The organism is Stutzerimonas urumqiensis (assembly GCF_003640395.1).
Lineage (GTDB): Bacteria > Pseudomonadota > Gammaproteobacteria > Pseudomonadales > Pseudomonadaceae > Stutzerimonas > Stutzerimonas urumqiensis.
In genome coordinates this window covers 493,842-518,561 of record NZ_RBZQ01000002.1, presented here as the reverse complement: position 1 = coordinate 518,561, position 24,720 = coordinate 493,842, and the positions used below count along the sequence as shown (strand labels likewise).

Genomic DNA, 24,720 nt, shown 5'->3' with positions numbered 1-24,720 from the left:
GCACCGCGGTCTGGTAGGCGGGGCTTTCTTCGCCAGAGCCGTCGTCAGGATTCGAGCTGGCGTGCCGCGGCGCCCCAGGTGCCGCCGCCCGGGAGCAGCAGGTTGAGCACTAGCGCCGCGACCGCGCACAGGGAGATGCCCGAGAGGGCGAAGTCGCCTGCGCCGAACACCATGCCGCCGATGCCGAAGACCAGCGTGACCGAGACGATGATCAGATTGCGCGCCTCGGAAAGGTCGACCTGATGGCGAATCAGCGTGCTCAGGCCGACCACGGCGATCGAGCCGAACAGCAGGCACAGAATCCCGCCCATGACCGGCACCGGGATGCTCTGCAGGCCCGCCCCGAACTTGCCGATGAACGCCAGCGCGATGGCGAAGACAGCCGCCCAGGTCATGATCTTGGGGTTGTAGTTCTTGGTCAGCATCACCGCGCCCGTGACCTCGGCGTAGGTGGTGTTGGGCGGGCCGCCGAACAGACCAGCCGCGGAGGTCGCCAGGCCGTCGCCGAGCAGCGTGCGGTGCAGGCCTGGGTCCTTGATGTAGTTGCGACCGGTCACCCCGCCGATCGCGACGACCCCGCCGATGTGCTCGATGGCCGGTGCCAGCGCGACCGGCACCATGAACAGGATGGCGCCGAGGTTGAACTCGGGCGCGACGAACGCCGGCATGCTGATCCAGGCGGCGGCGCGAATCCCGGTCGTGTCGACGACGCCGAAGACGAACGACAACCCGTAACCGACCGCGACGCCGGCGAGGATCGGCACGAGCCGGAACAGCCCCTTGCCCAGCACCGCGACCAGCAGGGTCGTCAGCAGGGCAGGCATCGAGATCAGCATGGCGGTTTCGTACGGAATCAGCTGCGCGCTGCCGTCGCCGGCCTTGCCCATCGCCATGTTCACGGCCACCGGCGACAGTGCCAGGCCGATCGAGATGATCACCGGCGCGATGACGACGGGCGGCAGCAGGCGGTCGATGAAGCCTGCGCCCTTGACGCGCACGGCGGCGCCGAGCAGCACGTAGACCAGGCCCGCCGCCATCACGCCGCCGAGCACGGCAGGCAGGCCGTACTCACCCTTGGCGGCGATGATCGGCGCGATGAAGGCGAAGCTGGACGCGAGAAACACCGGCACCTGGCGACGGGTGACGAGCTGGAAGAGCAGGGTGCCCAGGCCGGCGGTGAAGAGCGCGACGTTCGGGTCCATGCCGGTGATCAAGGGCATCAGCACCAGAGCGCCGAAGGCGACGAACAGCATCTGCGCACCGGCCAGGATCTGGCGCCAGGTCGGGTCCTGCGGGGCCTGCGACATGCTCAGACGTCCTTCTGCTTGGTGCCGAAAATCTTGTCGCCGGCATCGCCCAGCCCCGGGATGATGTAGCCGTTCTGGTCGAGTCGCTGGTCGATCGAGGCGGTATAGAGCATGACGTCCGGATGGGCCTTCTCGACGGCGGCGATACCCTCGGGCGCGGCCACCAGTACCAGCGCGCGGATGTCGCGGCAGCCGGCGCGCTTGAGCATGTCGATGGTGGCGACCATGGAGCCGCCGGTGGCGAGCATCGGGTCGATGATCATCGCCAGCCGCTGTTCGATCTGTGGAACGAGCTTCTCGAGGTAGGTGTGCGCCTGCAGCGTTTCCTCGTTACGGGCGATGCCCACCGCACTGACCTTCGCGCCCGGGATCAGGCTGAGCACGCCGTCGAGCATGCCGATGCCCGCCCGCAGGATCGGCACGACGGTGATTTTCTTCCCGGATATCTTCTCGGCCTCGACCGGGCCGCACCAGCCGTCGATGCTGTAGGACTCCAGCGGCAGGTCGCGGGTGGCTTCGTACGTCAGGATGGCGCTGACTTCCTGGGCCAGCTCCCGGAAATTCTTGGTGCTGATGTCGGCGCGTCGCATCAGGCCGAGCTTGTGACGGATCAGCGGGTGGCGGATCTCTTTGATGGGCATGGATCGTGGGCTCCGGGCGGGCGAAAAACCGGGCTAGATTAAAGCATCGACCCGTGACCGGCTATTTCCGCCGCGTCGACGGAAGGTCTTGTCGCGCGCGGGTTGCGCCGCTATCGTCGCGCCCCTTCATCGCAGGGGGCTTTGCGGCTTCCAGGCGCCTGTTCCGTCCCAAGCTGGAGTGCCCACATGCCCGTCGATCTCGCTCATATCCGCCAGGTGATGGCTGACGCCGACTGCCTCTACGACGAAGCCCAGGTCGAGGCGGCGATCGACAAGGTCGCCGGGCAGATCAACGGCGCCCTGGCCGACCGCAATCCGGTGGTGTTCTGCGTGATGAACGGGGGGCTGATCTTTTCCGGCAAGCTGCTGCCCAAGCTCGCCTTCCCGCTCGAGCTGTCCTACCTGCATGCGACCCGTTACCGCAACGAAACCAGCGGCGGCGAACTGTTCTGGAAGGCCAAGCCGGAGATCTCCTTCATCGACCGCGACGTGCTGATCATCGACGACATCCTCGATGAAGGGCACACGCTGAGCGCCATCATCGACTTCTGCCGCCATGCCGGCGCCGCGGCAGTACATACCGCCGTGCTGATCGACAAGGACCACCAGCGCAAGGCGCGCCCGGACCTGAAGGCCGATTTCGTCGGGCTGAGCTGCATCGATCGCTACATCTTCGGCTATGGCATGGACTACAAGGGCTACTGGCGTAACGCCGCCGGCATCTACGCGGTCAAGGGCCTCTGAGCGTGGGCGGCGATGAGCCTGTCGCGCCGGTGTTCTTCGACGACGCGCTTCTCGACCGCCTGACCCAGCAAGCGCGCCGCAGCGAGCGGCAGCGTGTCCACCATCTTCTTCATCGTTCACACGCCGAGCCCTGTCAGCGCCTGCTGATGGGGTTGCAGCCGTCCACCTATGTCGCGCCGCACCGGCATCTGGCTCCGGAAAAGGCCGAGATGCTGACGCTGCTCAGGGGGCGGGTGGGCGTGGTCCTGTTCGACGCGGCGGGAGCGGTCACGGCCTGTCGCGCGTTGGGCGCCGCCGACGGCTGCCTGGGCGTGGATATTCCGGCCGGCCTCTATCACGCGCTGGTCACGCTCGAAGCCGATTCCGTCCTGCTGGAATGCAAGGCCGGGCCGTACCTTCCGCTGGCCGAAGGTGAGCAGGCGCCCTGGGCTCCCGCAGAGGGCGAGCCTCGGGCGGCGACCTTTCTGGCCGAACTGCGCGTGCTGTTCGACTGATACCTCGTCCAACTCCGGCGCCTGAATGCCTGGCTATCCGTGCGGTTTATGACCGCGACGCCACGCCCTTGCCGTACCCGCCCGATTGTTTCCTTTGGTGCCATGCGAGCGCCGGGGTAACGCCTGTGGCGGGCAAGCGGAAGGCGCTTCCGTTCTTTCGCTTCGGGCGCTCTAGCCTGCGCATCCGGGGCATTTGCGCAGCGTTGCTACGGATTTGTGTCGTTGTTGCGACGGCCTGCTCAGGGCAAAGGTGCCGAGCGGCTTTGCGTCGGTGACATTCGCGGCTAGGCTGAGCTTACCCGCGGCCTTTCAGGGTGGCATTAATGCCCGCTGGAGAGCCCTGCCGGGAAGGGCATTCATTCTTTAGGATTACAAAAGAAATCAAACCTTAGTGCGCTTAACCGTCGGTAACCACCTCGTTACGGTTAGGGCACTTTGGAACCACCCAGGAGCGCCGCATGACAACAAAAAGAAGGCAGGGATTTTTCCAGCCGAAAACCCTCGCAATCGCCATCGCATTGGGCACCGCAGCCCCGGCGTATGCCGTCACGTTCAACATCGGGGAAATCGAGGGGCAGTTCGACTCCGCGCTTTCCGTGGGGGCGAGCTGGGCGATGGACGATCCCGACATGGATCTGGTCGGCTCCGCGAACGGGGGCACCGGCTACACGCAGACCGGTGACGACGGCCGCCTGAACTTCGAGAAGGGCGAGACCTTCTCCAAGATCTTCAAGGGTGTTCACGATCTGGAGCTGCGCTATGGGGATAGCGGGGCGTTTATCCGTGGCAAGTACTGGTACGACTTCGAGCTGAAGGACGAGAGCCGGCTGTTCAAGGACATCAGCGACAGCAACCGCAAGGAAGCCGCGCAGTCCTCCGGCGCCGAAATCCTCGATGCCTTCCTCTACCACAACTACTACCTGGGCGACCTGCCGGGCACCGTCCGTATTGGCCGCCAGGTCGTGAGCTGGGGTGAGAGCACCTTCATCGGCAACAGCATCAATGCGATCAACCCGCTCGACGCGGCGGCGTTCCGTCGTCCTGGCGCCGAGATCAAGGAAGGCCTGATTCCGGTCAACATGCTCTACGTGTCGCAGAGCCTGACCGACCAGCTGAGCATGGAAGCCTTCTACCAGTTGGAGTGGGATCAGACGATCGTCGACAACTGCGGCACCTTCTTCGCCGGCGCCGACGTGGTCGCCGATGGTTGCGACATGAATTACAACATCCTCGACGAGGCCACCGTTAACACCCTGCTGGCTATACCGGCCCCTGCTCGCGCAGCACTTGGCATCAACGTAGAGGAAGAAGGCTTGCTTGTCCGTCGGGGCGGCGATAGGGACGCTCGTGACTCCGGCCAGTACGGTGTCGCGTTCCGTTGGCTGGCAGACGCTGCCGAGTACGGCGTCTACTTCATGAACTACCACAGCCGCACTCCGAACCTGAGCATGCGCAATGCGAATGCTGCAGCGATTACCGCTGCACTGCGCACCCCGGCACTTGCCAGCCCGATCCTGCTGAGCAATGGCGAATACTTCCTTGAATACCCCGAGGACATCCGGCTGTATGGCGCCAGTTTTGCGACGACGCTGCCTACCGGCACGGCCTGGTCCGGCGAGATCAGCTACCGGCCGAACATGCCGGTCCAGATCAATACGACTGATATGACGGGCCGGCTGGCGCGTAGTGTGGCGGGTGCTGCTGCGGTTGGTGGCGTGCCGGCCGCGCTGGCGCAGGCAGGTGTGGAGCAGCGCGGCTACAACCGTAAGGAAGTCACCCAGCTGCAAACCACCTTCACTCACTTCATCGATCAGGTGCTGGGTGCCGGTCGTGTGACGCTGGTGGGTGAAATCGGTTACACCCATGTTGGCGGACTGGAGAGCAAGAGCGAGCTTCGCTACGGCCGTGACTCGATCTATGGCCTGGATACCCCGGAATACGGAAACGACGGCTTCACGACCGCCAACTCCTGGGGCTATCGCCTGCGTGCCTTGGCCAACTACAGCAACGTGTTCGCCGGTATCAACCTGACGCCGAACGTCTCGTTCTCGCACGATGTCGATGGCTACGGGCCGGTCTTCAACGAAGGCTCCAAGGCTGTGAGCATCGGTGTCGATGCCGAGTACCAGAACACCTACACCGCCGGTCTTTCCTACACCGACTTCTTCGGTGGCGATTACAACACCCTGACCGATCGCGACTTCCTCGCCTTCAGCGTGGGCGTCAACTTCTAAGGAGGCAGTCTGTAGTACAGCGCCCGCATCCTTCCGCCGATATGGATCGGTCTGGATGCGGGCGATGAGTGACGGCAACCGTCGCAATCCCGAATCACGAGGAACTGCAATCGTATGAAAACAACAAGAAAACTATTCAGTGTCTTGGCTCTCTCCCTGCTGGCAAGCAGCGTGACGGCCGCGGTCTCTCCGGAGGAAGCGGCCAAGCTCGGAACGACCCTCACCCCGCTCGGCGCCGAGATGGCCGGCAACGCCGAGGGCACCATCCCGGCCTGGACCGGCGGCCTGCCGGTCGATGCGGCCCCTCTCGAGGACGGTCACATCACCAACCCGTTCGAGGGCGAGCAGCCCAAGTTCGTGATCACCGCGCAGAACTACGAGCAGTACCAGGACAAGCTGTCCGCGGGCCAGATCGCCATGTTCAAGCGCTACCCCGAAACCTACAAGATGCGGGTATTCGAGACGCACCGCAGCGCGGCGGTACCTGATCGCATCTACGAAGCGGCCAAGAAGAGCGCCCTGAACACCCAGCTGGTCGAGGGCGGCAACGGCCTCGCGAACTTCGCCGATAGCCGGTACTACGCTTTCCCGATTCCGGAAAACGGTCTGCAGGTCATCTGGAACCACATCACGCGTTATCGCGGTGGCAACGTGCGTCGCAACATCGTGCAGGCGACGCCCCAGACCGACGGCAGCTACACCCTGGTGCACTTCGAGGACGAAGTCGCGTTTCCCAGCGAAATGAAGGACCTGGATCCGGAAGATTCGAAGAACGCCCTGCTGTTCTTCAAGCAGCGGGTCACGGCGCCTTCGCGTCTGGCCGGCAACGTGCTGCTGGTTCACGACTCGCTCGACCAGGTCAAGGAACCGCGCCAGGCCTGGATCTACAACGCTGGTCAGCGCCGCGTTCGTCGCGCGCCGCAGGTGGCTTACGACGGTCCGGGCACGGCCGCCGATGGCATGCGTACGTCGGACAACTTCGACATGTTCAACGGCGCGCCGGACCGCTACAACTGGAAGCTCATCGGCAAGCGCGAGATGTTCATTCCGTACAACAGCTACGAGATCAACTCGAAGGACGTGAAGTACGAGGACATCCTGAAAGCCGGTCACGTCAATCAGGATCTGGCTCGCTACGAACTGCACCGCGTCTGGGAAGTCGAGGCGACCCTGAAGGAAGGTGAGCGCAACATCTACGCCAAGCGCAAGTTCTACGTCGACGAGGACAGCTGGATCATCGCCCAGTCGGAGCTTTATGACGGTCGTGGCCAACTGTGGCGCGTCGGTGAAGCCCACCTGCTGCAGCATTACCCGGAGAAGGTGCCGGCGTATGCCTTCGAGGCGCTTTACGACATCATCGCCGGTCGTTATCTGGCCATCGGCATGAGCAACGAGGAAGAGCCCTTCGAGTACGGCTACGAAGCCTCCGCTCGGGATTTCACGCCCGCTGCGCTGCGTAATGCCGGGGTTCGCTGATCCCGCGTCATCAGTTGGTTAGATAAGGCGGCCATACGGCCGCCTTTTTTTGTTCGACCGCTGGGTTAGGTGATACTTTTCGGCCATTAGCTCAAAGGGGTGAAGCCCAGCTCCGGCCCGCACCGGAGTCGAACAAGAGAGAGCCGTTGCCATGTCCGCAGGTTCACCACTGGGTGCCATCGCTGCCGCCAACGCCGCGCCTACCGTGATGGCTGGCCCGCGACTTCCGCCGCAATACATCGAACGATCCCGGCTCATCGAGCCACTGCTCACGACCCACTGCCGCCTGCGCCTGCTCTGCGCTCCGGCCGGATTCGGCAAGAGCGTGCTGATGAAGGCCTGTGCCAAGGCCGTGCCAGCCGGGACGGGCGTCGTGTGGCTCGATCTGGCTGGATCCGCCTGTTCGCCGCAGCAACTTTATGAGCAGCTGTGCGAGGCATTCGGCCGCCTGCCCGACGCCGGTCCGGACGTGCAGACCAGCCTGCGGCGCTTGCTCGCGCAGGCGCCCGGACCCTGCTGGATCATGCTCGACGACTACCCGAGGGACCCGAGCCCCGAGCTCGACGCCTGTCTGGACGCGATGCTGGTCAGTGGCCCCGACACCGTTGCCTGGTGGGTGACCAGCCGCCGCCTGCCGGACTGGAAGCTGCCGCGCCTGCTGTTGCAGGGTGATCTTCTGGAGCTGGAGGCCGAGGCGCTCGCCCTTACCGAGGCGGAGCTGCGGCTCCTGCTGGGGCTCCATCGCTTGCGACTGCCCGAAGACACCTTCCGCGATCTCTCGCAGTGCATGGAGGGCTGGCTCGCAGGCGTCTGCCTCCTTCTGCTGAATGCCGACGAACAGTCCTTGCGTGAGCGGCTCGCGGCGGGGACGCCGCTGTTGCGCGACTACATCTATCGTGAGGTGCTGGATGGCGTGGCCGAGGACATCCGCCATGCGCTGTTCGTGCTGGCGCGCATGCCTCGCTTCTCCGCTGCGCTTTGCGAGCATGTGCTCGATGGGGCAGGGACCGGCCTGCTCGATCAGTTGAAATCCCGGCAACTGTTCATTCGCCAGCTGGATAGCTGCGGCGAGTGGTTCCGCCTCTGGCGACCGTTCGCACAGCTGTTGCAGCGTTTGCCCGAGGCGGTTCTGCCAACCCAGGTGCACCTGCGCGCCTGCCAGTGGTTCGCCAGCAAGGGCGAGATGCGCGAGGCCGTGGAACATGCCCTCTGGGCGGGCCAGTCGGAGGTGGCGGCGAACTACCTGCAGCGTTTCGGGCAGGAGCAGTTGCTGATCGGCGAAAACGTCTCGCATTTCCTCCGCTGGCGCGCCGAGTTGCCCCAGGCGCTGTTCGCCAGCACCACCCGGTTGATCGTGCTGCATGGCTGGGCCTTGATCATCTGTGCGCGGCTGGATGAGGTCGATGAATGCCTGGCGAATCTCGCCAAGTTCTTCCCGCGGCCTGATGCGCGCCGCCAGGCCTTGTTGCTGGCTCACTGGCAGGCCTTGCGCGGCTTTCTTGCGCGGTTGCGCGGCGAGCCCTCGGCGCGCGAACACTGCCTGCAGGCGTTGGAGGTGCTGACCGATCACTCATGGGCCCAGAGGGTGCTCTGCTACCAGGCGCTTACCCAGCAGGCGATGGCCGAGGGCGACATCGATCCGGCGCTGCATTACAACAGCGAAGGCATGAAGCTCGCCCGGCTCAACGGCAGCCTGCTGTATGAAGTGATGCTGACCGTCGATCGGGTCCAGTTGCTGGAGATCACCGGTGAATTCAGCCGGGCGGTGGGTGTGCTCGATCAGGCCTTCGTTTCGTTGCGCGACAGCGTCCGTCATAGCCCGATACTGGGCCGGCTGAAGCTTTTGCAAGGCCACCTGCTCGCCTACCAGGGGCTCGACGAGCAGGCGCGGCAAGCCTACGAAGAAGGGCGGGCCGAGACGGAAAATTGCGGTGACTCCTACGCGTTCTTCGGCTACCTGGGCCTCGGCGAGCTGGCGATTCGCAACCAGGACATGCCGACTGCCTATCATTGGCTGCGCGAGGCCGAGCGCATGATGCAATGGCGTCATGTGCCGGAGTCGCGTTTTCGCGGCATTCTCCAGTTCGCCACCGGCCTGGCCTGGCTGAATCAAGGGGAGCTGATCAAGGCGCGCAATGCGTTCGAGCTGGTGGCCGAGCTGTACGAATCAGGCGATTTCCTGGCGCCGTCAGGCTTCTATGAACTGTTGCCGCGCCTGCAGCGCTACCGGGCTGTCGTGGACATGCTCGAAGGCCATCCGCAGCTGGCAATCACCCGCCTTCAGGCCTTGATCGCCGAGAGCATGCTCGGTCAGCGGCTGTGCCTGGCCTGCGAAAGCCGGTTCACCCTGGCGGAGGCGCTGCTGATGGCGGGCAGGGCGAGCGAGGCCGACACCGAACTGCGTCGGGCATTGACCGAGGCGGCCAGGCGAAAGCTCGTCAAACCCCTTTACGAATTGCAGCAGCGGCAACCTGGCTGGCTGGCGCGTGTGCTCGGCAACAAGGACGAAACCCTTCACGAGCGCTTGCAGCATTACGAGCGCGACATCGACGAGCCCGTCGCGACTGCCGATGACCTGGTGCTGAGCAACCGGGAGCTGACGGTGCTTCGGCTGATCGCGCAGGGTTGCTCGAACCAGGAGATTGCCGAGCAGCTGTTCATTTCCTTGCATACGGTCAAGACCCATGCGCGGCGGATCAACACCAAGCTGGGGGTCGCTCGTCGCACCCAGGCGGTGGCTCGGGCGAAGAGCCTGGCTCTGCTTTGATCGGTTCGTCGGCAGATAGAGGGCGGGCAGGGGTGCTTCGGCTCGACGGGCTGGCCGCAAGCGAGGGAGACGGGTTCTTGTTGTTGTTTTGTGTGGCGGCGGGGACGCGTCAGGCTTGGAGCGAATGCGAGGACCGAGCGTTGCGCAGGGCCTGAACGGCGTGGGCGGAGGTGTCGTCCTGCTCGATCGCGAGGGTAGCGCTCAGGCTGGCAATCAGGCGCTGCAGCTTCTCGCGATCCTTCCACTGGCCGGGCGCGATGTAGCGTTTGACGGCCGCACCGTTGTCATCCGAAAGCGTCAGCAAGATGCTGCCGTCCGGTTTGTCGATACTGAAATTCACGCGATAGCGAGGCTGGAAGGCATCGCTGATCATCTGAAATGGGCTCTTCATAGGGCTACCCCCAGGGTATGGCTGCCAGCAATTGACTGCCCATGATGGCCACAAGTTCGTCAAACGCATGCCGTTCGGCGGTGCGACAGGACCGCGCACTGGCCTCAGCTGGACGGGGGCTGCGACAGCTCCGCCAGCGCCTCCAGATTCTGCTTGAAGGCCTTGGCGAAGTGCTCGCGGTGCTTGGCCATGAAGATGCCGACATCCTCGGCCTGCTGCTCGCTGAGTGACGGAACGGCCGCCATGAGCGTAGCGCCGAGCGCTTCGGCCAGCTCGAGCATCTTGTCGTGACGATCTGCTTCAGCTTTATCCATGAACAAGCGCTCCGGGTCTCTGCTGCTGCGGTACACCACTTCTACGGCCATCGGTCACCTCGGTTTCCTGTCGTGCCATCACTGTATGGGCATACAGCTTAAGGATTTGCCGGCGGGCTGCCAAGCGCTTGATCAAAGCCTTTGGTCGAGGCCGAATCGTCTGCATAACAGCGATTCGACCAAAGGTGCCGGCAGCCAGCGGGCCATGAACGGTAGCAGTCGGCTGCCGCGACCGATGCGCAGGATGCGCGGCGGCCGGTCTCGGGTGGCTCGGACGACCGCCTGCGCGACGTGCCGTGCGGGTGTCGCCTGTTGCTGCGAAGCGCCGGCCCGTGCGGCGACCTGATCGCGCAACGGCCACCAGGGGGAGTTGGCTTGCAAGGCCTTGCCGGCTTCGTCGCTGGCATGCTCGCCAAAGCGCGACTCGATCGCGCCGGGCTGGACTTCCATGACGCGAATGCCGAACGGCCGCAGCTCCATGCGCAGTGCCTGGCTCAGGGCATGGATGGCCGCCTTCGATGCGCAGTAGGCGCCGGCGAACGGCGTGACCAGCACACCCGAGACGCTGCCTATATTGATTACCAGGCCGCGGCTGCGGCGAAGCAGATCGAAGCTGGCGCGCACCATCGAAACCGGAGCGGCTGCGTTCGTCGCGAACTGGCGTTGCAGGGCCGCCGCGTCGAGGTCCAGCAAGGGCCCCATCGCGCCGTACCCGGCATTGTTGATCAGCACATCGAGCCGTCCGGCCTGCCGCTCGATCTGGGCGAGGGCATCCCGGATGGCCGCCGGATCGTCGACGTCGAGCCGCAGCGCCTCGAATCCGGCGGCGTTCAAGGCTTGCACGTCGGCGTCCTTGCGAGCGGTCGTCCAGACCTGGTCGCCATTTTCTCGGAAGGCCTCGGCCAGCGCTCGCCCGATTCCACTGGAACACCCGGTGATCAAGATGACTCGACTTGCCATGTTCGTTCCCTGTGCTAGTCCGTAGAGGGGCGCGTATGACGGGCCAATCGCTGGAGCGCCTGCCGCAGCTTCGGGTCATCGATGCCTTCGGCGGCTTCCTCGAGGCTCTGCGCGGCGGCATCCGAGCGCCGCGGTATGCGATCGGGCGCACGGTTGGTGCCGGAGGTCGGTTGCACGCGAAACTGAATCTTCGCTAAGGTCGCGAATTCCTCGCATGTCCGAAGTTGGCGGAGCAGGCGGTTCTGCTGGTAGCGCAGACGGGTCGCCCAGTGTCCGTCGGTCACGATCAACAGCAGGATGCCCTCGCGCCAGGATGCGACCCGGCAATACTCGCGCGCGGCGGCTTGCAGCTGGGCCTCGACGAGGCGCTGGAGCCGATCGAGACGTTGCGCTTCACCGAACAGTGCCTTCAGTGGCCGGGCCTCGCGCAGCAATGTCGCGGGCTGGCGGGCTGGCGGGGGACGACGATTCATGACGAAACCGGTTTCCGAAGCGGGGCTGAATGTTAGCAGAGCGACATTGGCCCGGTGCCGAACGAACGGAGAGAACAATCCATGCACATCATCGTGCTCAGCCGCCGCGGTGCGTCACGTTCGATCAGCCTCAACCTGCGGCTGATCGCGTCGCTGGCGGGCCTGTTCACCTGCGCGACCCTGGCGGCCGGCATCGCCCTGGGTTCGTGGTTGACCCCGTCGATCCAGGCGCCGCAGCCCGACGCGGCGACCCGGGTGCTCAGCCAGCAGCTGGAACAGCTGACCAGCAGCCGGCGTGACGCCCAGCGCCAGCTCGAGGCCTTCGCCACCCATGTTGCCGAGTTGCAGGCCAGGCTCACCCGTCTGGATGCGCTCGGTGCGCGCCTGACCGAAATCGCCGACTTGGATGCCAGCGAGTTCGATTTCTCCCTGGCGGTCGGGCAGGGTGGTCCGGCCGAGCCGCTGGGCGGTGTTCAATATCAGCCAGCTACATTCGAGGAGACCCTTGACGAACTGACGCTGCAACTGGACAGCCGTGAGCAGCAACTCGATGTGCTCCAGCAGGTCTTCGCCTATCGGCAGATCACCGAAGCCGAAACGCTCTCGCGGCGTCCGGTGCGTGACGGTTTCGTCTCCTCGCCGTTCGGCCGGCGGAGCGACCCGCTGACAGGCCGCGCCAGCGTGCACAAGGGAATGGACTTTGCCGGGGAGCCGGGCAGCGACATCCTGGCCGTCGCCGCGGGCGTGGTGACGCGCGCGGAGCGGGCGCCGGGATACGGCAACGTCGTCGAGATCAGCCATGCCGATGGATACACCACGCTGTACGGCCACAACCAGCGCAATCTCGTGCAGGTCGGCGATCTGGTCGAGCCCGGCCAGGTGATCGCGAAGCTGGGCAGTACCGGGCGCTCGACCGGTCCGCATCTGCATTTCGAAGTGCGCAAAGGCGGTCGTCCGATGAATCCCGCAACCTTCCTGGCGCAGGCTCCGAGCGAGGACTGAGCGCCGCTTTCCCGACAGGCGTTTCCGAGTAGAATGCCCCCTTTGCACGGCTGCGGCCCTCTGTGCCCGTGCTCTCCATCCGCAGAATGGAAGTCTTTGCCGATATGTTTTCCCCCCTGTTGAAAAAGGTCTTTGGCAGCAAGAACGAGCGCGAGGTCAAGCGCATGCAGAAGGCGGTCCAGGCCGTCAATGCGCTCGAAGAACAGATGCTAGCGCTGTCCGACGATGAGCTGCGTGCCAGGACCGAAGCCTTCAAGGAGCGTTTGAGCAAGGGTGAAACCCTGGACCAGATCCTGCCGGAGGCCTTCGCGGTCTGCCGCGAGGCGGGCAAGCGGGTGATGGGCATGCGCCACTTCGACGTGCAGTTGATCGGCGGCATGACGCTGCATGAGGGCAAGATCGCCGAAATGCGAACCGGCGAAGGCAAGACGCTGGTGGCGACGCTCGCCGTTTACCTCAACGCACTGGCCGGCAAGGGCGTGCATGTCGTCACGGTCAACGATTACCTGGCACGGCGCGACGCCAACTGGATGCGACCGCTGTACGAGTTCCTCGGTCTGTCGGTCGGCATCGTCACGCCGTTCCAGCCGCCGCAGGAAAAGCGCGCCGCCTACGCGGCGGACATCACCTACGGCACCAACAACGAGTTCGGCTTCGATTATCTGCGCGACAACATGGCCTTCAGTCTGGAGGACAAATTCCAGCGCGAACTGAATTTCGCCGTGATCGACGAAGTGGACTCGATCCTCATCGACGAAGCACGGACACCGCTGATCATCTCCGGCCAGGCCGAAGACAGCTCCAAGCTCTACCAGCAGATCAACCTGCTGATTCCCCAGCTCAAGCCGCACATCGAGGGGGAAGAAGGTGTCGAGACCCAGGAAGGTCACTTCAGCGTCGATGAAAAGACCCGCCAGATCGAGCTCAACGAGCAGGGCCATCAATTCATCGAGACCTTGCTGACCCAGGCCGGTCTGCTGGGCGAAGGCGAAAGCCTCTATTCCGCACACAACCTCGGGCTGCTGACCCATGTCTATGCCGCGTTGCGCGCGCACAAGCTGTTCCATCGCAACGTCGAGTACATCGTGCAGAACAACCAGGTGCTGCTGATCGACGAGCACACCGGCCGCACCATGCCGGGGCGGCGCCTGTCCGAAGGCCTGCATCAGGCGATCGAAGCGAAGGAGGGGCTGCCCATCCAGCCCGAGAGCCAGACGCTCGCCTCGACGACCTTCCAGAACTACTTCCGCCTGTACAACAAGCTGGCCGGCATGACCGGTACCGCCGATACCGAGGCGTTCGAATTCCAGCAGATCTACGGCCTGTCGGTGGTGGTCATTCCGACCAACCGGCCGATTGCCCGGAAGGACTACAACGACCTCGTCTACCTGACCCAGGGCGAGAAGTACAAGGCGATCATCACCGACATCAAGGAGTGCCAGGCGCAGGGGCGTCCAGTGCTGGTCGGTACCGCCTCGATCGAAACGTCGGAATATGTGTCCCGCCTGCTGCAGGAAGAGGGCATCGAGCACCAGGTGCTCAACGCCAAGTACCACGACAAGGAGGCGCAGATCATCGCCCAGGCCGGTCGTCCGGGCGCGGTGACCATCGCCACCAACATGGCGGGTCGCGGAACGGACATCCTGCTTGGCGGCAACTGGGAAGTCGAAGTCGCCGCTCTGGAAGAGCCGGACGAAGAAAAGGCGGCGCGCATCAAGGCCGACTGGCAGAAGCGCCACCAGCAGGTGATCGAAGCCGGGGGCCTGCACGTGATCGCCTCCGAGCGGCATGAATCGCGTCGGATCGACAACCAGCTCCGCGGCCGCGCCGGGCGCCAGGGCGACCCGGGTTCGAGCCGGTTCTACCTCTCGCTGGAAGACAGCCTGATGCGCATCTTCGCCTCCGACCGGGTGAAGAACTTCATGAAGGCGCTGGGCATGGAATCCGGCGAGGCGATCGAACATCGCATGGTCACCAATGCCATCGAGAAGGCGCAGCGCAAGGTCGAAGGGCGCAACTTCGACATGCGCAAACAGCTGCTCGAGTACGACGACGTCGCCAACGAGCAGCGCAAGGTCATCTACCACATGCGCAACAGCCTGCTGGCGGCCGGCGACATCGGCGAGACGATCGCCACCTTCCGCGAAGAAGCGCTCAGCGCCGCCATCAGCGAGTACATTCCGCCACAGTCGCTGCCGGAGCAGTGGGACATCGCCGGTCTCGAATCGGCGCTGTACAGCGATTTCGGCCTGCGCCTGCCGGTTCAGCAGTGGCTGGACGAGGACGAGCGCCTATACGAGGAAGTACTTCGCGAGCGCATCCTCAAGGACCTGGTCGCGGCCTACCACGAGAAGGAAGACCTCGCTGGCGCCGAAGCGCTGCGCACCTTCGAGAAGCAGATCGTCCTGCGCGTGCTCGACGATGCCTGGAAGGATCACCTGTCGACGATGGATCACCTGCGCCACGGCATTCACCTGCGTGGTTATGCGCAGAAGAACCCCAAGCAGGAATACAAGCGCGAGTCCTTCGCGCTGTTCCAGGAGCTGCTTGAGTCGATCAAGCGTGACGCCATCCGTGTGCTTTCCCACGTCCAGATCCGCCGCGAGGACCCGGCCGAGGAAGAGGCCCGCCTGCGCCGCGAAGCCGAGCAACTCGCTCAGCGGATGAAGTTCCAGCACGACGAAGTGGCGCCGCTCGACCAGCCGGCCGAGCAGGCCGAACCCGCCGGCGAGGTTGCCGTGACGGCGGTTCCCGTGCGCACGGAACACAAGATCGGCCGCAACGAACCCTGCCCGTGCGGATCCGGCAAGAAATACAAGCACTGCCACGGGCAGATCGGCTGAATCGTTTTGCAGAGGCCTGCCGAACGCAGGCCTCCGTATCAGGTCGATTGCCCGACAGGTTCTATCCGCGCGCCGCGACGGTTCATCCGCTCGCGGCGTTCTTCTCTCGCGACGCTGCATTCGTTCACCTGTAAAAGGAGCGCTTTCATGGCTGTCGGTCTTGGCCCTCTTCCTACCCTGCATCCGGTCCCCGGCTTCGAGCTCGGCATCGCCTCGGCGGGAATCAAGCGACCCGGGCGCAAGGACGTCGTCGTCATGCGCTGTTCGGAAAACGCCACCGTGGCCGGGGTGTTCACGCTCAATGCCTTCTGCGCCGCGCCAGTCATCCTGGCCAAGAAGCGCGTGCATGGCGGGGTTCGCTACTTGCTGACCAACACCGGCAATGCCAATGCCGGCACCGGTGAGCCTGGACTCGTGGCGGCGCAGCGCACCTGTGCCCGGCTGGCCGAGCTGGCCGGGGTGGACGAAGGCGCCGTGCTGCCATTTTCCACAGGTGTGATCGGAGAGCCGCTGCCGGTCGAGAAGATCGAAGCGGCCCTGCCCGCCGCGCTCGCCGACCTCAGCGAGACGAACTGGGCGCAAGCCGCCGCCGGCATCATGACCACCGACACCCTGCCCAAGGGTGCCAGCCGGCAGTTCGAGCATGACGGCGTGACCGTCACCGTGACGGGTATTTCCAAGGGCGCGGGCATGATTCGCCCCAACATGGCGACGATGCTCGGTTATATCGCCACGGACGCGAAGGTCGCGCAGGGCGTGCTGCAGGACCTCTTGCGCGACGCCGCCAACAAATCCTTCAACCGCATCACCATCGACGGCGACACCTCGACCAACGACTGCTGCATGCTGATCGCCACAGGCCAGGCCGCATTGCCGGAAATCAGCCAGGCGTCCGGCCCCTTGTTCACCGCCTTGAAGCAGGCCGTCTTCGACGTGGCGATGGAGCTTGCGCAGGGCATCGTGCGCGATGGCGAAGGGGCGACCAAGTTCGTCACCGTCAAAGTCGATGGCGGCGCGACCCAGCAGGAATGCCTGGACGTCGCCTACGCGGTCGCCCACTCGCCGCTGATCAAGACGGCGCTGTTCGCCTCCGACCCGAACTGGGGCCGCATTCTGGCGGCCGTGGGGCGCGCCGGTGTTCCGCAGTTGGACGTCGGCCTGATCGACGTTTATCTCGATGACCTGTGCATCGCCAGCAAGGGCGGGCGTGCCGCGACCTATACCGAAGAGCAGGGGGCGAGGGTCATGGCGCAGGCCGAGCTGTGCATCCGCATCGAGCTGGGTCGCGGTACCAGCAGCGAGACCATCTGGACGACCGATCTGTCGCACGAGTACGTGCGGATCAACGCCGAATACCGTACCTGACCGCCCTGGGCATCCGCCGCGGCACGACGCGGCGGTCATTGGAGAATGCCGCCGTGAAACTCGTCATAGGCAACAAGAACTACTCGTCCTGGTCGCTGCGTGCGGCGCTTGCGCTCGAACTCACGGGCCAGCCGTTCGAGGAAATCCGGATTCCGCTCTATCAGCCCGACAGCCGCCAGAAGCTGCTCGCCCATTCGCCGACCGGGCGTGTGCCGGTGCTGGTCACCGAACAGGGCCCGGTCTGGGACTCCCTGGCGATTGCCGAATACCTGGCCGAGCGCTTTCCCGAGGCCGGTCTCTGGCCGTTGGATACCTATGCGCGGGCGCTCGCACGGTCGATCTGCGCGGAGATGCACAGCGGGTTCACGGCGCTGCGCAGCCAGCTGCCGATGGACCTCAAGCGCGACCAGGCCCTGGCCGGGCTCGGCGAGGACTGTCGCGCGGACATCGCCCGTGTCGTTGCGATCTGGTCCGATTGCCGCGCACGCTTCGGTGACGGCGGACCGTTCCTGTTCGGGCGCGCAAGCATCGCCGACGCCTTCTATGCGCCGGTTGCGGCGCGGCTGAAGGCCTATCGCGTCGAGCTCGACGGGCCGGCCGCGAGCTACGTGAAGACCATCTACGAGTGGCCCGCCTTCAAGCGCTGGCATGATGCTGCCCTGCTGGAGCGGGAGACGCTTTGAGTCGTCGCGTTCATGTGGCCGCCGCGGTGATCCGCGATGCCAGCGGACGCGTCCTGCTGGCGCGGCGGCCGCTGGACAAGCACCAGGGCGGCCTCTGGGAGTTCCCCGGTGGCAAGGTAGAGGCCGGCGAGTCGGTCGAGCAGGCGCTGGCGCGTGAGCTGGACGAAGAGCTCGGCATTCGCGTGACCCGTGCGCGGCCGCTGATCCAGATTTCTCACGATTACCCGGACAAACAGGTCCTGCTCGATGTCTGGCTCGTCGAAGCGTTCGAGGGGCAGCCGCATGGTGCCGAAGGCCAGCCGCTGGTCTGGGTGGCGCCGCATGCGCTGTCCGACTACGAGGTGCCGCAGGCCAACACGCCGATCGTGCGCGCCGCGCAGCTCCCGGATCGCTATCTGATCACGCCGGAACGACTCGCCGAAAACGAGCTGCTCCGCGGCGTGGAGCGTGCGATCGAAGCCGGGATCACGCTCGTTCAGCTCCGCCTGCCGGATGTGGACGAGGCCACCTATCGGCGGCTGGCCGGGCTCGTGATGGAGCGTTGTGGCGATCGGGCGACCCTGATGCTCAAGGGGCCATTGGCATGGGCGAGCGACTTTCCCCGCGCCGGCTGGCACTTGACGGCAGCGCAGCTCGACCAGCTACCGAAAGGCGTGCGTCCGCTGCCCTCCGACCGGTTGCTCGGGGCCTCCTGCCACGACGCCACCGAGCTGGCGCGTGCCGTGGCGCTGGACGTGGACTTCGTGACGCTTTCGCCCGTATGCCAGACCGAGACCCACCCGCACGCCGGCGCGATCGGCTGGGCACAGGCCGCCGAATGGGTTCGCCACCTCGATCGACCGGTCTACCTGCTCGGTGGGCTCGGCCCAGGCGACCTGATGCGCGCCTGGTACAGCGGCGCCCAGGGGGTCGCGGCGATTCGGCAGTTCTGGCCCGCTGAACCAAGCCTCCGATCGCCGGTCGATCACTAGCCGCACGGCTGCCGGGCCAGGGATAGAGCAACCCAATCGATCCCATTCCCGCAATCAATCACACGGGTCGGTTTCATCGGTTAAGGTAGGCAGCGTTAAATTTCGACCCGCTATTCTCAACAGCAAAGGAGTGACGTGATGTCTGTCATCAACACTGCAATCAAGCCTTTCAAAGCCCAGGCGTTCAAGAACGGCAAATTCATCGAAGTGACCGAGGCCGACCTGAAGGGCAAGTGGTCCGTGTTCTTCTTCTACCCGGCTGACTTCACCTTCGTTTGCCCGACCGAGCTGGGCGACGTGGCTGATCACTACGAAGAGTTCCAGAAGCTGGGCGTTGAAATCTACTCCGTGTCGACCGACACCCACTTCACCCACAAGGCCTGGCACGACAGCTCCGAGACCATCGGCAAGATCCAGTACACCATGATCGGCGACCCGACCATGCAGATCAGCCGCAACTTCGAAGTGCTGCGTGAAGACCAGGGCCTGGCCAACCGCGGCACCTTCATCGTCGACGCCGACGGCATCATCCAGGCCGTCGAAATCACCGCCGAAGGCATCGGCCGTGACGCGTCCGACCTGCTGCGCAAGGTCAAGGCCGCTCAGTACGTCGCCGCCCACCCGGGCGAAGTCTGCCCTGCCAAGTGGAAGGAAGGCGAAGCGACCCTGGCTCCGTCCCTGGACCTGGTCGGCAAGATCTGACGACGGCTTCGGGTCGGCACAGGCCGACCCATCCAGCCTGTTGTTTCGCACCTTGGGCTCCCTGATGGGTCCGGGTGAAAGAGACGCCCGGTCGCAACCCGGCCGGGCGTCGTCGTCTCTGAAATTCGAAAACGGGAGTCAGCGCTCATGTTGGACGCCAACCTGAAGACCCAGTTGAAAGCCTATCTGGAAAAGGTCACCAAGCCGTTCGAGATCGTCGCGTCCCTCGATGACAGCGACAAATCCCGCGAGCTGCACGGCCTGCTCCAAGACATCGTCGGCCTGACCGACAAGATCACCCTGAAGACCGACGGCGCCGATGCACGCACCCCGTCGTTCTCGTTGAACCGCCCCGGGGAAAACATCAGCCTGCGTTTCGCCGGCATCCCGATGGGCCATGAATTCACCTCGCTGGTGCTGGCCTTGCTGCAGGTCGGCGGCCACCCGTCGAAGCTTGAAGCCGACGTGATCGAACAGATCAAGGCCATCGAAGGCGAATTCAACTTCGAAACCTATTTCTCGTTGTCGTGCCAGAACTGCCCGGACGTCGTTCAGGCACTGAATCTGATGGCCGTGCTCAACCCGAACATCCGCCACGTCGCCATCGACGGTGCGCTGTTCCAGGATGAGGTGAACGAGCGCCAGATCATGTCGGTGCCCAGCCTCTACCTCAATGGCGAGCTGTTCGGCCAGGGCCGCATGGGCGTCGAGGAAATCCTCGCCAAGATCGACACCGGTGCCGCTGCCCGTGACGCCGAGAAGCTCAACGCCAAGGACGCCTTCGACGTGCTGGTGGTCGGCGGTGGGCCGGCGGGCGCGTCGGCCGCCATCTACGCTGCACGCAAGGGCATCCGTACGGGCGTCGCGGCGGAGCGCTTCGGTGGTCAGGTGCTGGACACCATGGCGATCGAGAACTTCATCTCCGTCCAGGAGACCGAGGGACCGAAGCTGGCCCGCGCGCTGGAAGAGCACGTGCGTCAGTACGAGGTCGACATCATGAACCTGCAACGCGCCGAGGCACTGGTGCCCTGCACCGAGCCGGGCGGCCTCAATACCATCCGGTTCGCCGGCGGCGGCGAGCTGAAGGCCAAGACCGTGATCCTGGCCACCGGCGCGCGCTGGCGTGAAATGAACGTGCCCGGCGAGCAGGAATACCGCGGCCGTGGCGTAGCCTACTGCCCGCACTGCGACGGCCCGCTGTTCAAGGGCAAGCGCGTGGCGGTGATCGGTGGCGGCAACTCGGGCGTGGAGGCGGCGATCGACCTGGCCGGTATCGTGGCCCATGTCACCCTGATCGAGTTCGACAGCCAGCTGCGTGCCGATGCCGTCCTGCAGAAGAAGCTGTTCAGCCTGCCGAACGTGGAAGTCATCACCAGCGCGCTGACCAGCGAGGTGAAGGGCGACGGGCAGAAGGTCGTCGGCCTGGCCTACAAGGATCGCAACTCCAGTGAGTTCCACTCGCTCGAGCTGGAAGGCATCTTCGTGCAGATCGGCCTGGTGCCCAACACCGATTGGCTCAAGGGGACGGTCGAACTCAGCCCTCGCGGCGAGGTCGTCGTCGATGCGCGCGGTCAGACCTCGCTGCCCGGCATCTTCGCCGCGGGCGACGTGACCACCGTGCCGTACAAGCAGATCGTGATCGCGGTGGGCGAGGGCGCCAAGGCCTCGCTCAGCGCCTTCGATCACTTGATTCGCTCCGACGCCTGACCCCAGGGCGGTCACCGAACGCAGCATGCCGCAAGGCTGCTGCGTTTTTTCATGCCCGGTCACCGGCAATGCCAGCCGGCAGAACGGAGGATCGTCCGCCACTCGATGCTGTCTACCCTGCAACGGCGAAGTCCGCCAATCGACGGGCCATAGCGCCCGTGCCATCAGGAGCGACAGTACCCATGCCTGAACGGGAGTCTTCCCGAGCGGTCCCCGAGGCCGTCGTCCATTATCCGAACCGGTCCCGCGAGCCGGAACACGAAACTGCCGTCCACCGGGCCTTGGCGCAGCGCATCGCGGCCTTGCTCGGCATCGAGTTCATCGGCCAGTACCGGCCGGGCGAGCGCTATGCCCAGCGGCTGTACGTGGTGCCATCCGGCACGCTCGTCGGGAGCGAACAGGCCCAGGCGCTAGGCCTGGCAAGCGAGCTCGATCTGTTCGGCGGGCTGGTGCCCGAGCCCTTCATCGAAACCAAGGCGATCACCCATCCGCTGATCGGGCCGCAGGCGAGCGCGCCACGCGGCTGGTCGCACGCGTTCACCGATCGGGTCACTGACAGTGTGTTGCCCGGATTCACCGCCTTCTCCCTGGCCGATGCGCGGGAAGCGGGCTTGCGCCTGCTGGAGCACGGTGCGGCGCGGCTCAAGCCCGTGCGGGCGACCGGCGGGCGCGGGCAGGTGACCTTCAAGAATCGCGATGAGCTGGAACAGGCGCTGCAAGCGCTCGACACGCACGAGCTGGCCGCCTGCGGCCTGGTGCTCGAAGACAATCTGGAGCATGTGACGACCTTCAGCGTCGGCCAGGTGCGGGTCGGCGGACAGATCGCCACCTACTACGGCACCCAGCGGCTCAGCCCGGACAACCGGGGCGAGCAGGTCTATGGCGGGTCCGACCTGGTGGTGGTGCGCGGCGGCTTCGACGCGCTGCTCGACATCGAGCTGCCGGAGCGCACACGACTGGCGGTCTCGCAGGCGCAGGCGTACGACGAGGCGGCCATCGCGTGCTACCCCGGACTGCTGGCTTCGCGGCGCAACTACGACATTGCCGAAGGCATGGATGGCGAAGGGCAGCCACGCTCCGGCGTGCTGGAGCAATCCTGGCGAATCGGCGGGGCGTCGAGCGCCGAGATCGCCGCGCTGGAGGCCTTCGCGGCCGATCCCGGGCTGCGTGCGGTGCAGGCGTCGTCCTTCGAGCTGTACGGGAGCCAGGCGGAGCCGCCGCCCGGCGCGACCCTCCTGTTTCGCGGCGAGGACGCCGAAGTCGGTTTCATCACCAAGTGCGCGACGGTAAAACCCCATGACGACCTATAGCCGACCGGTCGAGATTCTCGTCGACCAGGAGCGTATTGCCGGAACCTTTCTCAGCCCGGAGGCGAAGATGCCGGGCGTGCTGTTCGTCCATGGCTGGGGCGGCAGCCAGGAGCGCGATCTGGATCGCGCGCGCGGCATCGCGGGACTGGGGTGCGTCTGCCTATCGTTCGATTTGCGCGGGCACGGCGAGACCATCGCCCAGCAGAAAACGGTGAACCGCGAGCACAACCTGCGCGATCTGCTCGCCGCATACGATTTGCTGGTGGAACACCCGGACATCGACCCCTCGGCGATCGCCGTCGTCGGCACCAGCTATGGCGGCTACCTGTCGGCGATCCTGACCTCGTTGCGGCCGGTGCGCTGGCTGGCCCTGCGTGTGCCGGCGCTCTATCGCGATGACGACTGGACGGTGGCCAAGCGCGATCTCGACCGCGAAGGGCTCCGGCAATACCGCAGCACGCGCGTGCCGGCGGCCGAGAACCGTGCGCTGCGTGCCTGCGCCGAGTTCACGGGCGACGTGCTGATCGTCGAATCCGAGCACGATACCTTCGTCCCGCATCCGGCCATCATGAGCTACCGGGCGGCGTTTTCCCGCACCCACTCGCTGACCCATCGCATCATCGACGGCGCTGACCACGCGCTGTCCGACGACTGCCACCAGAAGGCCTATACCTCGCTGCTGGTGAACTGGGCCTCGGAGATGATCATCGGCGCCCGCGTGGGCGAGGTGCGCTGATCAGCGCGGCGGGGAGGGCGGCAGCGGTGGCCCGACGAAGGCGCTCCAGCGCCGGTCCAGAATCTGCTGCTTGAGGACCTCGATGATGTCGACCAGCAGCTCCTCGAGCGCCAGGTCGGTCTCCTCGTCCCGTTGCAGCCAGCCTTCGAAGAAGCGCTCGGACAGGTTGCCCGCGAGCGCCTGGAAGGCTGGCCCCTGCAACCCGTCGACGCCAGCCTGAATGAGGCGACGGGCGATATCGGCGAGCGCGTCGTCGAGGGTTTCGGCTACCCGGTCGCCGAGCGGCAAACGGCGCAGGCGCTGGATTTCGGGGTTCTCCGCCAGGGCGGTGTGAATCAGGTGGCTGACGTAGCCTTCGATCGCCCCGCGGTTGTCGCGATAACCGCTTTCCACCATTGCCTGCAGGCGTCGCGAAACGTCGGCCAGCACGCGCTCCTTGCGTGGCCGTACGACCTCGTCGACCAGCCGCCGGGCGAGATCGTCGGTGGTGCCGATCTCCTGCTGCAGGCGGGTGAACAGCTTGACCATGACGCGATCGGACAACTCCTCGAGCAGCAGTTGGTAGTAGCGGTTGACGAAGCCGTACAGCGCCCAGCGGCGCATGTCGATCAGGCCGAGCCGCTGCAAGCGCACCGCCAGCACGATGACCCGCAGCACCCGCAGCCAGCGCAAGCCGGCCAGCGGGATGCAGCCGAGCACGTCGTACCAATGGGCGAAGGGGTAGTAGTACCAGCGCGCATAGCGGCGTTCATAGATCGCCACGGCCCAGCCGATGAGCACGTCGGCGATGAAGATGGCGACGAAGCCCAGGTCGATGAGCGCGAAGCGTGTGTGGATGCGCTCGGCATAGAAGCGCGTCAGGGTCGGCAGCCAGCGCTCCAGCGATGAGGCGACGAAGGCCAGGGAGAACAGGCTGTCGAACAGGATCAGGGCGAGGTTGATGACGACCAGCGCGACGATGAAGCCTTCCCAGGCGGCATGCAGGCCCTCCCGGCGGCGCGTGTCGCGCGGCACCTCAGGCATCGGTCGCCCCGGCCGGTTGCCAGAGGATTTCCGGCAGTCCCTGGCGCCGTGCGATCAGCCGTGCGGCGACGAACAGCAGGTCCGACAGGCGGTTCAGGTAGGCGAGCGGCGATGCGCGCAGCGGCTCCTCGGCATTCAGTCGCTGGCAGCAGCGTTCGGCCGTTCGGGCCGCGCTGCGGCAGACGTGAGCCTGGGCGATCGCACGCGAACCGCCCGGCAGAATGAAGTCGGTCAGCGGGCCGAGCTCATCGTTCCAGCGGTCGATGAGGCCTTCGATACGGTCGATTTCGTACTGAGGCAGCGCCTGGTAGTCGGGCATCGCCAGTTCGCCCCCGACATCGAACAGCCGATGCTGGCACGGGCCGAGCGCTTCGATCACCTCGCCAAGGGCCGGCGCGCTGAGCTGTGCCGTGGCCAGCTCGGCGAGCAGCAGGCCGAGCTGGCTGTTGAGCATGTCGATCTCGCCGATCGCCTCGATGCGCGGATGGTCCTTCGGGACGCGACGGCCATCGGCCAGGCCGGTCTGGCCGGTATCGCCGGTGCGTGTGTAGATCTTCGAAAGGCGGTAACCCATGGT

General features: G+C 65.2%; 22 protein-coding genes. 14 read left to right on the top strand and 8 right to left on the bottom strand.

Translation table 11 applies throughout. The features are described 5' to 3' along the window. Positions 1-44: 44 nt before the first annotated feature. The gene (locus D7325_RS05780; RefSeq protein ID WP_120994578.1) at positions 45-1,307 is read right to left on the bottom strand and encodes a uracil-xanthine permease family protein; all 1,263 of its coding nucleotides are present in this window, start codon (positions 1,305-1,307) and stop codon (positions 45-47) included. Positions 1,308-1,309: 2 nt separating this feature from the next. Continuing rightward, positions 1,310-1,948 carry a uracil phosphoribosyltransferase gene (gene upp, locus D7325_RS05775; RefSeq protein WP_120994577.1) on the bottom strand — a complete coding sequence of 213 codons (639 nt, stop codon included), beginning with the start codon at positions 1,946-1,948 and terminating at the stop codon, positions 1,310-1,312. 186 nt (positions 1,949-2,134) lie between these two features. On the opposite strand from upp, the gene D7325_RS05770 reads away from it, so the two are divergent. From D7325_RS05770 to D7325_RS05750, 5 genes are all read left to right on the top strand, one after another. Further along, on the top strand, positions 2,135-2,692 hold the full coding sequence (locus D7325_RS05770) for a hypoxanthine-guanine phosphoribosyltransferase (protein WP_120994576.1): 558 nt from the start codon (positions 2,135-2,137) through the stop codon (positions 2,690-2,692). A 2-nt stretch (positions 2,693-2,694) separates the two neighbouring features. After that, positions 2,695-3,186 carry a WbuC family cupin fold metalloprotein gene (locus D7325_RS05765; protein WP_245962018.1) on the top strand — a complete coding sequence of 164 codons (492 nt, stop codon included), beginning with the start codon at positions 2,695-2,697 and terminating at the stop codon, positions 3,184-3,186. A 458-nt stretch (positions 3,187-3,644) separates the two neighbouring features. Then, positions 3,645-5,420, top strand: coding sequence for a DUF1302 domain-containing protein (locus D7325_RS05760; RefSeq protein ID WP_120994575.1), 1,776 nt, complete (start codon positions 3,645-3,647; stop codon positions 5,418-5,420). 114 nt (positions 5,421-5,534) lie between these two features. Beyond that, a complete protein-coding gene (locus D7325_RS05755; protein ID WP_120994574.1) occupies positions 5,535-6,896 on the top strand; it encodes a DUF1329 domain-containing protein in 1,362 nt (453 codons plus the stop codon). A gap of 151 nt (positions 6,897-7,047) precedes the next feature. Then, positions 7,048-9,663, top strand: coding sequence for a LuxR C-terminal-related transcriptional regulator (locus tag D7325_RS05750; RefSeq protein WP_120994573.1), 2,616 nt, complete (start codon positions 7,048-7,050; stop codon positions 9,661-9,663). A 109-nt stretch (positions 9,664-9,772) separates the two neighbouring features. Here D7325_RS05750 and D7325_RS05745 read toward each other — a convergent pair whose 3' ends face one another. The 4 genes from D7325_RS05745 to D7325_RS05730 all read right to left on the bottom strand — a co-directional run bounded on the left by D7325_RS05745 (position 9,773) and on the right by D7325_RS05730 (position 11,801). Further along, a complete protein-coding gene (locus tag D7325_RS05745; protein WP_120994572.1) occupies positions 9,773-10,054 on the bottom strand; it encodes a DUF3509 domain-containing protein in 282 nt (93 codons plus the stop codon). Between the two features lie 104 nt (positions 10,055-10,158). Continuing rightward, positions 10,159-10,419 carry a YebG family protein gene (locus tag D7325_RS05740; RefSeq protein WP_120994571.1) on the bottom strand — a complete coding sequence of 87 codons (261 nt, stop codon included), beginning with the start codon at positions 10,417-10,419 and terminating at the stop codon, positions 10,159-10,161. Positions 10,420-10,500: 81 nt separating this feature from the next. Next, entirely contained in the window at positions 10,501-11,328 is an 828-nt protein-coding gene (locus D7325_RS05735) for an SDR family oxidoreductase (protein WP_120994570.1), read from the bottom strand. A gap of 14 nt (positions 11,329-11,342) precedes the next feature. Then, positions 11,343-11,801, bottom strand: coding sequence for a DUF721 domain-containing protein (locus tag D7325_RS05730; protein WP_120994569.1), 459 nt, complete (start codon positions 11,799-11,801; stop codon positions 11,343-11,345). 81 nt (positions 11,802-11,882) lie between these two features. Here D7325_RS05730 and D7325_RS05725 point away from each other — a divergent pair, with 81 nt between their 5' ends. The 9 genes from D7325_RS05725 to D7325_RS05685 all read left to right on the top strand — a co-directional run bounded on the left by D7325_RS05725 (position 11,883) and on the right by D7325_RS05685 (position 23,120). Then, complete coding sequence (locus D7325_RS05725; protein WP_120994568.1) at positions 11,883-12,803, top strand: M23 family metallopeptidase; 921 nt, start codon at positions 11,883-11,885, stop codon at positions 12,801-12,803. 104 nt (positions 12,804-12,907) lie between these two features. After that, positions 12,908-15,646, top strand: a complete 2,739-nt coding sequence (secA, locus tag D7325_RS05720) for a preprotein translocase subunit SecA (RefSeq protein ID WP_120994567.1) — start codon at positions 12,908-12,910, stop codon at positions 15,644-15,646. 147 nt (positions 15,647-15,793) lie between these two features. Next, a complete protein-coding gene (gene argJ, locus D7325_RS05715; protein ID WP_120994566.1) occupies positions 15,794-17,011 on the top strand; it encodes a bifunctional glutamate N-acetyltransferase/amino-acid acetyltransferase ArgJ in 1,218 nt (405 codons plus the stop codon). Positions 17,012-17,064: 53 nt separating this feature from the next. Beyond that, positions 17,065-17,694: a glutathione S-transferase family protein gene (locus D7325_RS05710; protein WP_245962017.1), complete on the top strand. Its 630-nt coding sequence runs from the start codon at positions 17,065-17,067 to the stop codon at positions 17,692-17,694. Beyond that, complete coding sequence (locus D7325_RS05705; RefSeq protein WP_120994564.1) at positions 17,691-18,665, top strand: Nudix family hydrolase; 975 nt, start codon at positions 17,691-17,693, stop codon at positions 18,663-18,665. The genes D7325_RS05710 and D7325_RS05705 overlap by 4 nt, the downstream gene beginning before the upstream one ends. A gap of 138 nt (positions 18,666-18,803) precedes the next feature. Beyond that, the gene (ahpC, locus tag D7325_RS05700; RefSeq protein WP_120994563.1) at positions 18,804-19,367 is read left to right on the top strand and encodes an alkyl hydroperoxide reductase subunit C; all 564 of its coding nucleotides are present in this window, start codon (positions 18,804-18,806) and stop codon (positions 19,365-19,367) included. Between the two features lie 147 nt (positions 19,368-19,514). Further along, on the top strand, positions 19,515-21,074 hold the full coding sequence (ahpF, locus tag D7325_RS05695) for an alkyl hydroperoxide reductase subunit F (protein ID WP_120994562.1): 1,560 nt from the start codon (positions 19,515-19,517) through the stop codon (positions 21,072-21,074). A gap of 182 nt (positions 21,075-21,256) precedes the next feature. Beyond that, complete coding sequence (locus tag D7325_RS05690) at positions 21,257-22,384, top strand: DUF3182 family protein (protein WP_120994561.1); 1,128 nt, start codon at positions 21,257-21,259, stop codon at positions 22,382-22,384. Next, entirely contained in the window at positions 22,371-23,120 is a 750-nt protein-coding gene (locus tag D7325_RS05685) for an alpha/beta hydrolase family protein (protein WP_120994560.1), read from the top strand. The genes D7325_RS05690 and D7325_RS05685 overlap by 14 nt, the downstream gene beginning before the upstream one ends. Here the strand turns inward: D7325_RS05685 and D7325_RS05680 are convergent, their stop codons facing one another. Together D7325_RS05680 and D7325_RS05675 are read right to left on the bottom strand one after the other, a co-directional pair. Further along, on the bottom strand, positions 23,121-24,143 hold the full coding sequence (locus D7325_RS05680) for an ion transporter (RefSeq protein WP_177431778.1): 1,023 nt from the start codon (positions 24,141-24,143) through the stop codon (positions 23,121-23,123). After that, positions 24,136-24,717 carry a cob(I)yrinic acid a,c-diamide adenosyltransferase gene (locus tag D7325_RS05675; RefSeq protein WP_120994559.1) on the bottom strand — a complete coding sequence of 194 codons (582 nt, stop codon included), beginning with the start codon at positions 24,715-24,717 and terminating at the stop codon, positions 24,136-24,138. Before D7325_RS05675 ends, D7325_RS05680 begins: the two co-directional genes overlap by 8 nt. Between the last annotated feature and the right edge of the window lie 3 nt (positions 24,718-24,720).

Bases quoted from the DNA above. Each gene is read 5' to 3' on its own strand.
- D7325_RS05740 (WP_120994571.1), bottom strand. From the start codon at position 10,419: ATGGCCGTAGAAGTGGTGTACCGCAGCAGCAGAGACCCGGAGCGCTTG.
- D7325_RS05760 (WP_120994575.1), top strand. From the start codon at position 3,645: ATGACAACAAAAAGAAGGCAGGGATTTTTCCAGCCGAAAACCCTCGCA.
- upp (WP_120994577.1), bottom strand. From the start codon at position 1,948: ATGCCCATCAAAGAGATCCGCCACCCGCTGATCCGTCACAAGCTCGGC.
- secA (WP_120994567.1), top strand. From the start codon at position 12,908: ATGTTTTCCCCCCTGTTGAAAAAGGTCTTTGGCAGCAAGAACGAGCGC.
- D7325_RS05780 (WP_120994578.1), bottom strand. From the start codon at position 1,307: ATGTCGCAGGCCCCGCAGGACCCGACCTGGCGCCAGATCCTGGCCGGT.
- ahpF (WP_120994562.1), top strand. From the start codon at position 19,515: ATGTTGGACGCCAACCTGAAGACCCAGTTGAAAGCCTATCTGGAAAAG.
- D7325_RS05745 (WP_120994572.1), bottom strand. From the start codon at position 10,054: ATGAAGAGCCCATTTCAGATGATCAGCGATGCCTTCCAGCCTCGCTAT.
- D7325_RS05730 (WP_120994569.1), bottom strand. From the start codon at position 11,801: ATGAATCGTCGTCCCCCGCCAGCCCGCCAGCCCGCGACATTGCTGCGC.
- D7325_RS05755 (WP_120994574.1), top strand. From the start codon at position 5,535: ATGAAAACAACAAGAAAACTATTCAGTGTCTTGGCTCTCTCCCTGCTG.
- D7325_RS05750 (WP_120994573.1), top strand. From the start codon at position 7,048: ATGTCCGCAGGTTCACCACTGGGTGCCATCGCTGCCGCCAACGCCGCG.
- D7325_RS05770 (WP_120994576.1), top strand. From the start codon at position 2,135: ATGCCCGTCGATCTCGCTCATATCCGCCAGGTGATGGCTGACGCCGAC.
- ahpC (WP_120994563.1), top strand. From the start codon at position 18,804: ATGTCTGTCATCAACACTGCAATCAAGCCTTTCAAAGCCCAGGCGTTC.
- D7325_RS05675 (WP_120994559.1), bottom strand. From the start codon at position 24,717: ATGGGTTACCGCCTTTCGAAGATCTACACACGCACCGGCGATACCGGC.
- D7325_RS05725 (WP_120994568.1), top strand. From the start codon at position 11,883: ATGCACATCATCGTGCTCAGCCGCCGCGGTGCGTCACGTTCGATCAGC.
- D7325_RS05680 (WP_177431778.1), bottom strand. From the start codon at position 24,143: ATGCCTGAGGTGCCGCGCGACACGCGCCGCCGGGAGGGCCTGCATGCC.
- D7325_RS05690 (WP_120994561.1), top strand. From the start codon at position 21,257: ATGCCTGAACGGGAGTCTTCCCGAGCGGTCCCCGAGGCCGTCGTCCAT.
- D7325_RS05735 (WP_120994570.1), bottom strand. From the start codon at position 11,328: ATGGCAAGTCGAGTCATCTTGATCACCGGGTGTTCCAGTGGAATCGGG.
- D7325_RS05685 (WP_120994560.1), top strand. From the start codon at position 22,371: ATGACGACCTATAGCCGACCGGTCGAGATTCTCGTCGACCAGGAGCGT.
- argJ (WP_120994566.1), top strand. From the start codon at position 15,794: ATGGCTGTCGGTCTTGGCCCTCTTCCTACCCTGCATCCGGTCCCCGGC.